Source organism: Caballeronia fortuita (assembly GCF_001544835.2).
Classification (GTDB): domain Bacteria; phylum Pseudomonadota; class Gammaproteobacteria; order Burkholderiales; family Burkholderiaceae; genus Caballeronia; species Caballeronia fortuita.
In genome coordinates this window covers 138179-151695 of the sequence record NZ_FCNX02000017.1, presented here as the reverse complement: position 1 = coordinate 151695, position 13517 = coordinate 138179, and the positions used below count along the sequence as shown (strand labels likewise).

The following is a 13517-nucleotide window of genomic DNA, read 5'->3' as shown; positions in this document are numbered from 1 at the left end:
CATGCTGACGCGCCGCCGATTCCTCTGGTGCGCGGGCGCGAGCGCCGGTGCGATGCTCGTCGCGCCGCGCCTCGTGTTCGCATCGGCCGAAACCGACCGCCGCTTCGTCTTCGTGATCCAGCGCGGCGCGGCGGACGGGCTGAACATCGTGGTGCCGTATGGCGATCCCGCTTATGCCGCGTTGCGCGGCCCGCTCGCCATCGATCCGTCGACGGCGGCGAAGCTCGACGGCACGTTCGCGCTGCATCCGTCGCTGAAGCAGGTCGCGCAGATGTATGCCGGAAAAGAGGCGCTTTTCGTGCACGCGGTGGCGTCGCCGTATCGCGAGCGCTCGCATTTCGACGGCCAGAACGTGCTCGAAACCGGCGGCAACGCGCCGTATCGGTTGAGAGACGGCTGGATGAACCGGCTTCTTTCGATGCTGCCCGCACCGCGCGCCGATGCCATCGCGTTCGCGCCGACCGTGCCGCTCGCGCTGCGCGGCCAAGCGGAAGTAACGTCGTACGCGCCGTCGTCGTTGCCGCAGGCGCCCGACGATCTCATCGCGCGCGTGTCGCAGCTCTATGCGGGCGATGCGCAGCTTCATCCGCTCTGGGATGCCGCGATGCAGGCACGCGCACTCGCCGCCGATGCGCGCGCGCGTCAGGATCCGGCGAGTCTCGGCAAGCTCGCGGCGAGCTTTCTCGCGAAGCCCGACGGTCCGCGCATCGCGATGATCGAAACCGGCGGCTGGGACACGCACAGCGCGCAGAATCCGCGTCTCGCCACGCAACTGAAGGCGCTCGACACGATGCTCGCCGCGTTGCGCGACGGCCTCGCCGGGCATTGGGCGAACACGACGGTGCTCGTCGCGACCGAGTTCGGCCGCACGGCGGCGGCGAACGGCACGGGCGGGACGGATCACGGGACGGCGTCGGCGGCGATGATCGTCGGCGGCGCGGTGTCGGGCGGCCGCGTGCTCGCGGACTGGCCGGGACTCGCGAACGCGTCGCTGTATCAGGCGCGCGATCTACAGCCGACGACCGGGCTCGACACGGTGATCGCGAGCGCGGCGGGCGAGACGTTCGGCATCGACCCGCAACGCGTCGGCGCGGCGCTGTTTCCGGACGGCCGCACGCAACGGTTCGGACAGCGAATCCTGAGAACCTAGCCTTTCGAGAGCAGTTCGACGACGCGCATCGAATGCGTCTGTTCGGCGATGTTCTTCGCGGTCATGCCGCGATCGTCGCGCAGTTCGCGTTTTGCGCCGCGCGCGAGCAGCATCGACGCGGTTTCGTCGCGGTCGTAGCCCGCCGCCCACATCAACGCCGTGAGGTGATTGCGATACGCCGCGTTCACGTCGACGCCCGCATCGAGCAGACGCTGCACGACGGCCGTGCGCCCTTGCCCCGCCGCATATTCGATCGCGGTCTTGCCGACGCGATCCGTCGCCGCGACATCCGCACGATGCGCGATGAGCAGCGCGGTGATTTCGTCGTTGCCGTCGAAGGCCGCGGCCATCAGCGGCGTGATGCCCTGCACGTTCGCCTGGCTCACGTTCGCGCCGCGCTCGATCAACATGCGCGCCATCGGCGTGAGGCCCTTCTTGCACGCGCTGATGAGCGGCGTGTCGCCGATGCGGTTGCGCGAATCGATCGACGCGCCTTCACCGAGCAACCGCGCGACCGACGCCTGATCGCCTTCGCGCGTGGCCGAAAGCAGGCGCTCGTTGAGCGCGTAGGCGTCCTGCTGCGCGTGAGCGAGCGCGCAAGTCATCGACAGGGTAAGGGTCAGCAAGCGAAGAGTTTTTATCATGCGTCATTGCAGATTCGCGATGTAATTCGCGAGATTCTCGATGTCCGCGTCGGTGAGATTCTTCGACACGCTCGTCATGTTGCCCGCGTCGTTGGTGCGCTTCCTGTCGCGGAAATCCTGCAACTGCTTCACGATGTACGCGTATTGCTGCCCCGCCACGCGCGGAATCTCGTTCTGGCCCGCGAAGCCGCCGAGATGACACATCGTGCAGAGGATCTCTTCGGACTTCTTCCTGCCCGCCTCCACTTTCACCGGGTCCGCCTTGAAGTCAATGGCGATAGGCTTTTGCGCGGCGAAGTAATCGGCGAGATCGTGCATGTCGTCGGGCGTGAGATTCGCGGCCATCGGCGACATGCGCGGATCGCTGCGGCGGCCCGCCTTGAAGTCGCGCAATTGCAGATACAAGTAACGCGACGTCTGCCCCGCGAGCGACGGATACTCCCCCGTCGTCGAATTGCCGCCGAGCCCGTGACACGACGTGCAGACGGCGGCTTTCGTCGCGGCCGACTGCGCATCGGCGCGCGACATCGACGGCAGCGACAGCAGCAGGCACGCGACGAGCCACAGCGCGTAGACGAACCAGACACGCACGCGTTTCGACCGCTTCGATGATCGCGTCATCATCAAGGCAGCGCAAACACGAGCAGGCTGTTGCCGCGCTTGAAGTCGAGCTGCGTGTTGCCGCCCGCCGCGACGGCGATGTACTGCTTGCCGTTCACCATGTACGACACCGCCGGCGCATTCACTCCCGCGCCGCACTGGAACTCCCACAGCTTGCGGCCGGTGGCGGCGTCGAACGCGCGGAAGAGGCCATTGCCTTCGCCGTTGAAGACGAGCCCGCCCGCGGTCGCGAGCACGCCGCCGATCAGCGGCTGATCCGTCTTGAAGCCCCACGCGATCTTGCCGGTATCGACATTCACCGCGACGAGCCTGCCCCATTGCTGCTCGGACGGAATCACCTTGAACGCGCCGCCGAGCCACAGCTTGCCGCCGGGATACGCGGCTTCCTCGACCTGATACGTCATCGGCTGATGCAGGTTCGCCGCGTAGGCCATGCGCGTCTTCGGGCTGAAGGCCATCGGCGACCATTCGACGCCGCCGTTCGCGCCCGGTAGCATGCGCGCGCCGGTGGACGTCGGCAGGGTCCAGACGCCTTCCTGCGGGATCATGGCTTCGGAGACGCGAATCAGCTTGCCGTCGCGGCGGTCGTGCACGTAGACGAAGCCCGTCTTGCCGCCGTGGATGATGCCGGGAATCATCTGCCCGGTCTTGTCCTTCACGTCGATGAGAATCGGCGGGCTCACCGCGTCGAGATCCCAGACATCATGCGCGATGTACTGGAAGTGCCACTTGTACTTGCCGGTATCGAGATCGATGGCGACGAGCGAATCGGTATAGAGATTGTCGCCGGGTCGAATCGCGCCGTAGAGGTCCGGCGACGGATTGCCGACGACGAAATACACCGTGCGCGTCTTGCGATCGATCGCGGGCGCCATCCACACGCCACCGCCGAGCGTCTTGTTGAAATCGGTACCCTTTTCGGCAAGCGTCTTCTTCTCCGCCTCGATATCGCGCTTCATGTTGCGGCCGACGGCATCGTTCTCCGCCCACACGCCTTCGCTGCCGGTGTCGGGAATCGTATAGAAGGTCCATAGCAACTGGCCGGAGTTCGCGTCGAACGCCTTCACGAAGCCGCGTATGCCGTACTCGCCGCCGTTCGTGCCGATCAACACCTTGTCATCCACGACGACGGGCGCCATCGTCTCCGAATAGCCTTCTTCCGGATCGGCGATCTGCGTCGACCACAGCACGTTGCCGGTCTTGGCGTCGAGCGCGACGAGCTTCGAATCGAGCGTGCCCATGAACAGGCGATTGCCCGAGATCGCCACGCCGCGATTGTTCGGGCCGCAGCAGAAGGTCGTGACCGGACCCATCTTGTGCTTGTAATGCCAGAACTCCTTGCCCGTGACCGCATCGATTGCATAGACGTGGTTGTAGGACGTCGTGAGGAACATGACGCCGTTCGAGACGATCGGCGCGGTTTCCATCGACTCCATCACGGCGGTCTGGAAGATGAACGCCGGTTTGAGCTTCGCGACGTTCGACGTATTGATCTGCGTCGCGCTCGCGTAGCGGGTTTCGGCATACGATCCGTTCGAATGCAGCCACGATGCGCTGTCTCCCGCGGCGCCGTCGAGCTGTTGCTGCGAAACGGGCCGCAACGTGCCTGGAACCGGCGAAGCCTGCGTGGTGTTGGCGTTCTGGATTTCGTCGGCGGCCTTGATTCCGGGCGATGTCATCATCCCGAAAGCACCGGCGGCGAGAATGAATGGAGCGAGCGAGGTACGGGAAAAACCGGCCATGTCAGTCTCCCAAATCGTTCTTGGATCGTTCTTGTCAGTCCTCGTTATGCGCGGCGGAACATTGCGTGTCCTCTTCTGCGCCCGCAAAAAAGAATAGGCAATTTAAAAACGCATTTCCAGGATTCTCGAAACGACTTCGTTCGACCCGTCACGCATCGAACCAATGGCATTTCGCGGGCAGGCGCGCCGCGATTTTTAGTAGTATGGATTGGTGTGCCGTTATGATTGCGCCCGTCACGACGCGAACGGCTTGCCGGATCGCCGGCTTTGGCTTATCGCTTGTTCCTGGCTCGTTCATCGTTCGTCGCTGGCTGCACCCGTGTACGTGTCCGTGGCCGGGCGCCGCGTCGATCATCACCTTCATCCGGACGCATCATGCCAACTCCCATCAACGGGCAGCCCAATCCGAGTCCCCGCCAGCCGGTGGATATCGCGCGCATCCTGCTCGTCATCACGATCCTGACCGCGCTGACCGTCGGCAGCCTCTACGTTCTGCGCCCGTTCCTGCCGGGCCTCATCTGGGCCACGACGATCGTCGTCGCGACCTGGCCGCTCATGCTCGGCGTGCAGCGGCGCGTGGGCAACCGGCGCTGGATCGCGACCACCGTGATGCTGCTGATGCTGCTGATCGTCATCGTATTGCCGCTCTATGAAGCGATCTCGACGCTCGCACTGCATGGCGGCGAGATCATGGCCGCGATCAAGAGCCTGCCGAGCTATGCGCTGCCGCCGCCGCCGGGATGGGTGCACGACGTGCCCGTCGCGGGCGCGCGCATCGCGAAGGAATGGCAGTCGCTGTCCGATGCCGGCCCGGGCGGCCTGCTCGCGAAGCTCGAACCCTACGTGACGATCGCCGCGCGCTGGATGCTGTCGCATGCCGCGGTCGTCGGCGTGTTCGTGATGCACATGGTGATCACCGTCATCATCTCCGGCATTCTGTATATGAACGGCGAGGCGGCCGGCCGCTTCGTCGAGCGCTTCGCCACGCGCATCGCCGCGCAGCGCGGCGCCGAAGCCGTCAAGCTCGCCGGTCTTGCGATCCGCGCGGTGGCGCTCGGCATCGTCGTGACGGCGGTGACGCAGTCGGCGCTCGGCGGCATCGGGCTTGCGGTCGCCGGCGTGCCCGCCGCGGGCATCATCACGGCGGTCATGCTGATGCTGTGCCTCGCGCAGATCGGCCCGCTGCTGCCGCTGCTCGGCGGCGTCGCGTGGCTCTTCTGGCACGGCTCGAACGTCGCCGCGTCGCTGCTGCTCGTCTGGTCGGTGATGATCGCGATGCTCGACAATTTCCTGCGCCCGATTCTCATCAAGCGCGGCGTCAATCTCTCGATGTTGCTGATTCTCTCCGGCGTGCTCGGCGGCATGTTCGCGTTCGGAATAGTCGGATTGTTCATCGGACCGGTGATTCTCGCGGTGACGTCCACGATTCTGAATGCGTGGATCAACGAGCAGCCGCCGCTTCCTCAAGTCGAAGCGATGAGTAACGAAGAAATCGCCAAAACCGCGCCCACACGGGATTTCGCCGATGCAACGAGAAAACGGACCTGATTGATAATTATCTTCGTGGTTTGTTGTATTTGTTGTCAGCAATCAGATTAAGCCGAAATCACGAATTAGGAGTCTTACTAATATGAGACTTTCTCCGAGTTAACACGGTGTTTCACGATTATTCGACGGAATTCATCCGTTACAATGCATTCCATTGCTAATTGCCCGTCAGCGGGTTTTGGGGGATTGACCATGTCTTTGCGCGACGTGGACGCCGTCGATTACATCGGGATAAACATTCTCTTCAAACGCGTGTACGTCGGACTCTTTGACGACCTCGACCGGCGCGACGAGAACGAGCATCGAGATTTGCTCACCAAGAAGATCGATCGCTACATTCGTTATATTCGCTCCGGCCAATTGCTGCTCAATTATCCGAAAGTTCGCGGCTATGAGATCGTGCTCGAATACGTGTCGATGCATCCCATGACGCCTTCCGGACTCGAGTTCTGGAAATCGCGCGAGCGTGTGCTGGGCGAAGCGGGTTATAAAGCGCACATCCGCGGCGTCGACGTGCGTCCGGCGCTCGGCATTTCCGTCGAGAAACCGGAACACGTCGATGCGGAACCGGTCGAGCCGCCCGCGCTCGAAGTCCTCGATGCCGACCCGAGCACGCAAGCGCTCACCGACATCGCCGACATCGCCTATCTTCCGCCCTTGTCGAGCGATACGCGCCGGCGCCAGACGCTGCCCGTGCTCAAACGTCTCGCGATTCGTCAGGTCGCCACTCACTGACTCGAATGATTTCAAAAATAAAGAAAGCGGCGCGGCTCGAAACGAGCGGCGCCGCTTTTTTTCAGGCGCGTGAACGCCCGTTCGACTCACATCATCTGACGCTGCTCAACGCCGATGTCGCGATCGACGGCACCGAAATGTTATTGGTCTTCGCATACTGCACCGCCTGCGCGAGCGTCTGCACGAGCGACTGCATCTGTCCCGGCGCCGATTGCGCGATGTAGGTCGCGGCCTGCGCCGTCGACGGGTTCGATCCAGCCTGCAGCAGCGACGACATGTTCATCGAGTTCGTCACCGCGCCGAGATTCGACTGCAAGCCGGCGTACTGCTTCACGCCCTGCCCGAGCGACGCGAGACCGTCGCTGAAAGTCTTCTTGCTCGCAGCCGTCGGCGGCGTCGCGGAACCGTTTGAGAATGCCTGCAACAACGATTGCGACACGCTTTGCTGCGTGCCGCCGAGTTGCGACAGCACGCTCGTGCTCGGCAGGCTGCCGCCCGATGCGCCCGACAGCGCACCCGCCGCCGATTGCGCCTGACTCGCGACGCTCGACATGCCCATCGCCGATGCGAGACTGGACTGCCCCGACAGCACTTGCTGGTTCGCGCCGACGTAGCTCTGCACGAGCGAGTTCAGCGCCGAAGGCTGCGCCGCGCCGTTCGCGTCCGAGGCCACGTCGGATTTGCCGCTGCCGAAGCCGAACTGTTGCAGGTTGAGTTGCGCGTACGAAGCTGCCGGCGCGATCAACGCGAATGCGATGCCCGCCGACAAAAGCGCCCTTCCGGTCGTACGGTTCGGCATGGTCGGTTCCCCCTTGAATTGTCCGATGATCGATAAGCCCGGTTCGACCATCGGCCATTTCGGCGGTTCGCCGCAGAAACATTTGCTTGCGTTTTTCCTCGGACGGTTGATCAGAGATCCGCGAGCGGATGCATCTGCCTGCGCCACGGCGACGAGAGAAAGTGCTGCACGCGCTCGGCGCGCACTTGCGCGAGCGTCGTCGGCGCGAAACGCGGGCGCGCGTCCTTGTCGATGATGAGCGCGCGCACGCCTTCGACGAAATCGCCGTCGTCGATCGCGCGGTACACGACGCCCAACTCCATCCGGAAGCATTCCGCAAGCGACATCTGCCGGCCGCGCAGCAATGCGTGATAGGTAACTTCGAGCATCGTCGGCGAATGGCTTTCGATGAGCGCGAGCGTCGCGCGCGCCCAGTCCGAGTCATCCGTCGCGAGCGACGCGGCGATGCGCTCCACGCCGCCCGTCACGCAGACGGCGAAGTGCCGCCTGATCTGCGCGCGAAGTTCGTCGAGCGGCGCGTGCCGTTCGATGTTCGCGCACGGCACGAAGACGCGCTTCAGGTGCGTCAGCGCGGGCGCGCCGTCGTCCCAACGGATTTTTTCGAGCCGCTCGACGAAGCCGCGCAGCCATGTCGACGGCACGCAGGCATCCGCGAGTCCGACGCTTCTCGCGTCCGCGCCCGACAGCCGCGCGCCGGTCAATCCCACATATAGCGCGAGTTCGCGCGGCAGCACGCGCAGAAAATGCGTCGCGCCGACGTCGGGCAGCAAGCCGATGCGCGTCTCCGGCATCGCCATGCGCGTGTGCTCCGTCGCGATGCGCAGCGACGCGCCTTGCGCGAGCCCCATGCCGCCGCCCATCACGATGCCGTCCATTAGCGCGACAACCGGCTTCGCGAAGCGATGTATCGTGAAGTCGAGCCGGTATTCATCGATGAAGAACTTCAGCCACGGCGTCTCGTGATGCGGATCGTTGCGCGCCGCGTGATAGAGCTTGCGCACGTCGCCGCCCGCGCAGAACGCGGGCTTCTCCGCCGTGCCCGCGCCGCGCAGCACGACCGCGGCGATGGCATCGTCGGCGGCGCATTGCGCGAAGATATCGGCGAGCAGCGCGATCATGTCGTGCGACAGCGCGTTCAATGCCCGCGGCCGGTCGAGCGTCACGATCGCCACGCGATTCACGACTTCGAGAGCGACTTCGGGCGCGTCGCGCAACAGTCCTTGCGTCCTCATGAATGCCCTTGGTCGATCTGGCTCGCCTGGCGCAACTCCGGAAAATCCTCTTCCCAGAACTCGAACTCGCCGCGCGCGCCGTCCTGTGCGCGCGCGTTTTCCTGTCTGCGCAGATCGACGCGGCGAATCTTGCCCGAGATCGTCTTCGGCAAATCCGCGAATTCGAGGCGACGGATGCGCTTGTACGGCGCGAGCCGTTCGCGCGAGAACGCGAACACGCTTTTCGCGAGTTCCGGTCCGATCGAATAGCCGTGCCGCAGCATGACGAACGCCTTCGGCACCGATAGCCGCAGCGGATCGGGACTCGGCACGACGGCCGCTTCCGCGATCGCTTCGTGCTCGATCAGCACGCTTTCGAGTTCGAACGGGCTCAGTCGATAATCCGACGACTTGAACACGTCGTCCGCGCGGCCGACGTAGACGAAATAGCCGTCCGCGCCGCGCGAAGCGACATCCGACGTGCGATAGAAGCCGCCGCGCATCGCGTTTTCGGTGGCCTTGGGGTTATCGGCGTAACCGGTCATCAGGCCGAGCGGCGGCGGATCGAGCGCGAGCGCGATTTCGCCTTCTTCAGCCGGATTGCCGTCGGGATCGAGCAAGGCCACGCGATAACCCGGCAGCGGACGGCCCATCGAACCGGGCACGAGCCGCTGGCCCGGCGTGTTGGCGATCTGCGCGGTGGTTTCGGTCTGGCCGTAGCCGTCGCGGATCGGCAATCCCCATGCGTGCTGCACGCGCTCGATGATCTCCGGATTCAGCGGCTCGCCCGCTCCGACGATCTCGCGCAGCTTCACCTCGTACGACGCGAGCGGCTCCTGCACGAGCATGCGCCACACGGTCGGCGGCGCGCACAGCGTGGTGACGTCGTGCTTCACGAGCACGTCGAGCGCGCGCGCGGCATCGAAACGGCTGAAGTTGTAGATGAAGACGCACGCCTGCGCGTTCCACGGCGCAAAGAAGCAGCTCCAAGCGTGTTTCGCCCAGCCGGGCGAACTGATGTTCCAGTGGACGTCGCCGGGTTGCAGGCCGATCCAGTACATCGTCGAGAGATGCCCGACCGGATAGCTCTGATGCGTATGCGCGACGAGCTTCGGCTTCGAGGTCGTGCCGGACGTGAAGTACAGCAGATACGGATCGTTCGCGTTCGTTTCGGCATCCTTCAGGAATGCCGGCGCTGCGTGGTACGCGGCTTCGAACGCGAGCCAGCCATCCCGCGCGCCGCCGACGGCGATGCGCAGACCCGGCAGGTCGATGTCATCGAATTTCTGCGTCTCGCCCGCATCGACGATCACGTGCTGCACGCCGCCGAGCGCGATGCGATCGCGCAGATCGGCGCTCGCGAGCTGCGTCGTCGCGGGCAGGACGATCGCGCCGAGCTTCATTGCGGCAAGCATCGTGTCCCAGAGTTCGACGCGGTTCGGCAGCATCAGCAGGATGCGCTCGCCGCGCTTCACGTTCAGCGCGCGCAGATGGTTCGCCACGCGCGCCGAGCGTTCGCTCATCTGCGCGAACGACAGCCGCGTCTCGTCGCCGCTCTCGTTCACGATATGGAGCGCGGGCGCGTCGTTGCCGCGCGCCATCGGATCGAAATAATCGAGCGCCCAGTTGAAGCGGTCGAGCGACGGCCATCTGAAGTCGCGATACGCGGTGTCGTAATCGGTACGATGGGCGAACAGAAAGTCTCTTGCCTCGATGAATGCCTGGGCGGTCATTGCGTCTCCAAAGATTTATACGTTCCGTGCGATCACCATCCGTTGCACTTCGCTCGTGCCTTCGTAAATCTGCGTGATGCGCGCATCGCGATAATGCCGCTCCACCGGATAATCCTGCAGATAGCCGTAGCCGCCGTGAATCTGGATCGCGTCCGAGCACACGCGTTCCGCCATTTCCGACGCGAACAGCTTCGCCTGCGACGCCTCCGACAGGCACGGCACGCCTTCCGTGCGCATGCGCGCCGCGTGATGGATCAGCAGGCGCGCGGCGTTGATCTGTGTCTGCATGTCGGCGAGCATGTTCGCGACCGACTGATGTTCGTGGATGGGCTTGCCGAACTGCACGCGCTCCTTCGCATACGCGCGCGCCGCATCGAAGGCCGCGCGCGCGATGCCGAGCGCCTGCGCCGCAATGCCGATGCGCCCGCCCTCCAGATTCGCCAGCGCGATCTTCAAACCCTCGCCGCGCTTGCCGAGCAGATTCGCGGCGGGAATCGCGCAATCGTCGAAGTTGATGGGACACGTATCCGACGCGCGGATGCCGAGCTTGTGCTCCGGTGCGCCGACGTTGAAGCCTGGCGTATTCGTCGGGACGATGAACGCGGAGAGGCCGCGCTTGCCCTGATCCGGATCGGTGACGGCGAAGACGATCGCCACGCCCGCGCGCGCGCCGTTCGTCACGAACTGCTTGCTGCCGGAAATGACCCATTGGCCGTCTTTCTCGACGGCGCGCACGCGCAGATTGTTCGCCTCCGAGCCCGCCTGCGGCTCCGTCAAACAGAATGCGCCGATAACCTCGCCGCTCGCGAGCTTCGGCAGCCATTCGGCTTTTTGCGCATCGGTGCCGTAGGCGAGGATCGGGCCGCAGCCGACGGAGTTGTGCACGCTCATCATCGTCGCGCAGGACGCGCAGCCGGCGGCGATCTCTTCCATCGCGAGGGCGTAGGCGGTGTAGTCGCTGAAGGTGCCGCCGAGCTCGGCGGGCACGATCATCCCGAGCAGGCCGAGCTCGCCCAACTGGCGCACGACCGCGTCGGGAATCGCGCCGTCCTTGTCCCACTGGCCCGCGTTCGGCGCGAGCACTTCTGTTGCGAACTGGCGGGCCGCGTCGCGGATCATGCGCTGCTCTTCGGTGAGGAATGCGTCGATCATGTTTCGATTTCGATGGTTGGGTCGGGGCGGCGAGCGGCTCGGTATCGATCGGATACACTTTCTGGCCGCCGGCGGTCGGGCGGATGGGCCTGCGCACGAGTCTAGGCAATCGCCGGACATTCGCCGATGCCCAAAACGATCACGCTAACTGAGCGCTTTGGCCACCTAGTGACAACCCCAAGTCCCAAGAAGAAGATCGAGCGCGACTCGATTTCCGTGAGCCTCGTCGAAGCGGCGTTGCAGTGCGCGCTAAAGCGCGGCGTCGCGCGGGAGGGCTTGCTGGCCGCGGCGGGCATCGCGCCGGCGACGCTCGATTCGCCCCGCGCGCGCGTGTCGCCGGTGCAGTACGGCAACCTGTGGAACGCCACCGCCGACGCGCTCGACGACGAGTTCTTCGGCCAGGACACGCATCCGATGCGGCGCGGCAGCTTCGTGCTGCTGTGCCACGCGGCGCTGTCGTCGCGCGACGGCGCTCAGGCGCTCGGGCGCATCGCAAATTTCATGCGCCTCGTGCTCGACGATCTGCGCTTCGAGCCGGACATCGACGGCGAGCGCGTGCGCATCTGGCTCGCGGACAAAGGCGAGCCCAAGACGATGTTCGCCTACGCGACGGGCTTCATCCTCGTGTACGGGCTTCTGTGCTGGCTGGTCGGGCGGCGCATTCCGGTGCTCGCGGCGCATATGCGCTGCGCCGAGCCTGTCGACAGCGACGAATATCGCCTCATGTTCTGCAACGATCTGCGCTTTCACGCCGCGCGCTCGTTCGTCGATCTGCCGGCGGACTGCGCGGAGCTTCCCGTCGTGCAGACGCCTGCCACGCTCAAGCGCTTCCTGCGCGATGCACCGGCGAATTTCATCGTGAAATATCGCAATCCGGATTCGCTCGCGGCGCGCATCAGGACGCGCCTGCGGCAAACCGCGCCGACGGACTGGCCGGAAGCCGAGAGCATCGCGGCCGCGCTCCATATGGCCGAGGCGACGCTGCGTCGGCGGCTGAAACAGGAAGGGTTGACCTATCAGACGATCAAGGATGCGCTGCGGCGCGATCTGGCGATTGCGCGCCTCGCGCATACGCGGGAGACGATTCCGCAGATCGCCGATGCGCTCGGCTTCGCGGAACCGAGTGCGTTCCGGCGCGCGTTCAGAAAGTGGACGGGCGTGCGCCCCGCCGATTATCGACGCGAAGGCTGACAGCGTGCGGACATCGAGGCTGCTATATTGAACCGATCACGACTTCGCATCACGGAGCGCGCCATGACCCGAGACAGCCGAGACGAGCGTTCGAAGCAGGATCAGCCGAAGAAAGATCAGCCGAAGAAGGAAAACGAGGAAGACCTGCTCGACGAAGCGCTGGAAGAAACGTTTCCCGCGAGCGATCCGATCGCCGTGCATCCGGAGCCGGAAACGCCGAAAGACGGCAAGAAGAAATAGCTATTCGCCCGCGTCGGGTTCGTCCGGACTCGACAGCAGCACCACGAGCTTCTCGACATGTTGGTGCAAGAGCTTCACGTGCTTGTCGATCTGTTCGAGACGCCCGGCCAGATCGGCCTTCGCCGCCTCGCTCATGCGATCGGACGCGATGAGTTCATCGGCTTTGGGCTGCATCGACTCGACCTGCAACAGCCCGAGCTGGCGCTCCAGACGGCGCAAATCCTGAGACATCAGATCGCGATTCTTGCGGAAAAGCAGATCGCGGCGGTTCGCCTCGGCCTGTTGCTGCGCCTGATCGGCGACGCGGCGCGTGGCTTCCGTCTGCGAAAGCAGCGGTTCGGGGCCGCGCAGCACGGAACGCTTCGGCGCCGGATGAGCCGTGCCGCGGAAGATGGCCATCGGCGTTTCCTCGTCGATCGCGCGCAGGACGTCGTGCGGAATCTCGTCCAGCGTGCGGCGCTCGTCCATCCAGTGTGGCGGCAGACCGGTCACCAGTTCGATGCCGCGCACGAATTCCTCGTTGAAATCGCGCTGGCCGGCGACGATCAGCTTCATGAACGTCGGCGAGAAGTTCATCATGCGCGCGAGGCGCGCGGCGCCTCCGGGCGTTCCGACCAGGACGTTCAGATTGTTTCGCCAGACTATGAACAGCGTTTCGTCGAAATCTTCCATGAACAGGCTCCAGGCAGTCCGACGCTCCCGAAGGGGCGCATCGGATTTGCGCGCGGCGGCGCTGCGCGCATGCGTATCC

Annotated in this window: 13 protein-coding genes; 5 read left to right on the top strand and 8 right to left on the bottom strand. The window is 64.7% G+C overall.

Annotated elements, in window-relative coordinates; genetic code table 11:
* Position 1: 1 nt before the first annotated feature.
* A complete protein-coding gene (locus AWB77_RS27930; RefSeq protein WP_061137698.1) occupies positions 2 to 1150 on the top strand; it encodes a DUF1501 domain-containing protein in 1149 nt (382 codons plus the stop codon).
* On the opposite strand, the gene AWB77_RS27925 is transcribed toward AWB77_RS27930, so the two are convergent.
* Genes AWB77_RS27925 through AWB77_RS27915 form a run of 3 tightly spaced genes read right to left on the bottom strand, consistent with a single transcriptional unit; the run spans position 1147 to position 4157 of the window.
* Positions 1147 to 1794 (bottom strand): ankyrin repeat domain-containing protein, encoded by a 648-nt coding sequence (locus tag AWB77_RS27925; RefSeq protein ID WP_061137697.1) that lies wholly within the window; start codon positions 1792 to 1794, stop codon positions 1147 to 1149. The two genes, AWB77_RS27930 and AWB77_RS27925, sit on opposite strands and share 4 nt — an antisense overlap.
* A 3-nt stretch (positions 1795 to 1797) precedes the next feature.
* The gene (locus AWB77_RS27920; RefSeq protein WP_374728721.1) at positions 1798 to 2415 is read right to left on the bottom strand and encodes a c-type cytochrome; all 618 of its coding nucleotides are present in this window, start codon (positions 2413 to 2415) and stop codon (positions 1798 to 1800) included.
* A 2-nt stretch (positions 2416 to 2417) separates the two neighbouring features.
* Positions 2418 to 4157 carry a pyrroloquinoline quinone-dependent dehydrogenase gene (locus AWB77_RS27915; RefSeq protein ID WP_061137696.1) on the bottom strand — a complete coding sequence of 580 codons (1740 nt, stop codon included), beginning with the start codon at positions 4155 to 4157 and terminating at the stop codon, positions 2418 to 2420.
* 375 nt (positions 4158 to 4532) lie between these two features.
* Between AWB77_RS27915 and ydiK the strand changes: the two genes are divergently transcribed.
* A complete protein-coding gene (gene ydiK / locus AWB77_RS27910) occupies positions 4533 to 5705 on the top strand; it encodes an AI-2E family transporter YdiK (protein WP_074168981.1) in 1173 nt (390 codons plus the stop codon).
* Positions 5706 to 5897: 192 nt separating this feature from the next.
* Positions 5898 to 6440 (top strand): DUF6572 domain-containing protein, encoded by a 543-nt coding sequence (locus AWB77_RS27905; protein WP_061137694.1) that lies wholly within the window; start codon positions 5898 to 5900, stop codon positions 6438 to 6440.
* A 91-nt stretch (positions 6441 to 6531) separates the two neighbouring features.
* On the opposite strand, the gene AWB77_RS27900 is transcribed toward AWB77_RS27905, so the two are convergent.
* The 4 genes from AWB77_RS27900 to AWB77_RS27885 form a co-directional block, all read right to left on the bottom strand.
* Positions 6532 to 7239: a hypothetical protein gene (locus AWB77_RS27900; protein ID WP_061137742.1), complete on the bottom strand. Its 708-nt coding sequence runs from the start codon at positions 7237 to 7239 to the stop codon at positions 6532 to 6534.
* 110 nt (positions 7240 to 7349) lie between these two features.
* A complete protein-coding gene (locus AWB77_RS27895; RefSeq protein ID WP_061137693.1) occupies positions 7350 to 8471 on the bottom strand; it encodes an enoyl-CoA hydratase/isomerase family protein in 1122 nt (373 codons plus the stop codon).
* A complete protein-coding gene (locus AWB77_RS27890; RefSeq protein WP_061137692.1) occupies positions 8468 to 10183 on the bottom strand; it encodes an AMP-binding protein in 1716 nt (571 codons plus the stop codon). Before AWB77_RS27890 ends, AWB77_RS27895 begins: the two co-directional genes overlap by 4 nt.
* A 15-nt stretch (positions 10184 to 10198) precedes the next feature.
* Entirely contained in the window at positions 10199 to 11332 is a 1134-nt protein-coding gene (locus AWB77_RS27885; protein ID WP_061137741.1) for an acyl-CoA dehydrogenase family protein, read from the bottom strand.
* 171 nt (positions 11333 to 11503) lie between these two features.
* On the opposite strand from AWB77_RS27885, the gene AWB77_RS27880 reads away from it, so the two are divergent.
* Together AWB77_RS27880 and AWB77_RS36525 are read left to right on the top strand one after the other, a co-directional pair.
* Positions 11504 to 12526 carry an AraC family transcriptional regulator gene (locus AWB77_RS27880; RefSeq protein ID WP_061137691.1) on the top strand — a complete coding sequence of 341 codons (1023 nt, stop codon included), beginning with the start codon at positions 11504 to 11506 and terminating at the stop codon, positions 12524 to 12526.
* A gap of 63 nt (positions 12527 to 12589) precedes the next feature.
* Complete coding sequence (locus tag AWB77_RS36525; protein WP_167354186.1) at positions 12590 to 12766, top strand: hypothetical protein; 177 nt, start codon at positions 12590 to 12592, stop codon at positions 12764 to 12766.
* Here AWB77_RS36525 and AWB77_RS27875 read toward each other — a convergent pair whose 3' ends face one another.
* The gene (locus tag AWB77_RS27875; RefSeq protein WP_061137690.1) at positions 12767 to 13438 is read right to left on the bottom strand and encodes a hypothetical protein; all 672 of its coding nucleotides are present in this window, start codon (positions 13436 to 13438) and stop codon (positions 12767 to 12769) included.
* Between the last annotated feature and the right edge of the window lie 79 nt (positions 13439 to 13517).

Coding starts and splice junctions, on each gene's coding strand:
- AWB77_RS27890 (WP_061137692.1), bottom strand. CDS start 10,183: ATGACCGCCCAGGCATTCATCGAGGCAAGAGACTTTCTGTTCGCCCAT.
- AWB77_RS27875 (WP_061137690.1), bottom strand. CDS start 13,438: ATGGAAGATTTCGACGAAACGCTGTTCATAGTCTGGCGAAACAATCTG.
- AWB77_RS36525 (WP_167354186.1), top strand. CDS start 12,590: ATGACCCGAGACAGCCGAGACGAGCGTTCGAAGCAGGATCAGCCGAAG.
- AWB77_RS27900 (WP_061137742.1), bottom strand. CDS start 7,239: ATGCCGAACCGTACGACCGGAAGGGCGCTTTTGTCGGCGGGCATCGCA.
- AWB77_RS27930 (WP_061137698.1), top strand. CDS start 2: ATGCTGACGCGCCGCCGATTCCTCTGGTGCGCGGGCGCGAGCGCCGGT.
- AWB77_RS27895 (WP_061137693.1), bottom strand. CDS start 8,471: ATGAGGACGCAAGGACTGTTGCGCGACGCGCCCGAAGTCGCTCTCGAA.
- AWB77_RS27920 (WP_374728721.1), bottom strand. CDS start 2,415: ATGACGCGATCATCGAAGCGGTCGAAACGCGTGCGTGTCTGGTTCGTC.
- AWB77_RS27915 (WP_061137696.1), bottom strand. CDS start 4,157: ATGGCCGGTTTTTCCCGTACCTCGCTCGCTCCATTCATTCTCGCCGCC.
- AWB77_RS27925 (WP_061137697.1), bottom strand. CDS start 1,794: ATGATAAAAACTCTTCGCTTGCTGACCCTTACCCTGTCGATGACTTGC.
- ydiK (WP_074168981.1), top strand. CDS start 4,533: ATGCCAACTCCCATCAACGGGCAGCCCAATCCGAGTCCCCGCCAGCCG.
- AWB77_RS27905 (WP_061137694.1), top strand. CDS start 5,898: ATGTCTTTGCGCGACGTGGACGCCGTCGATTACATCGGGATAAACATT.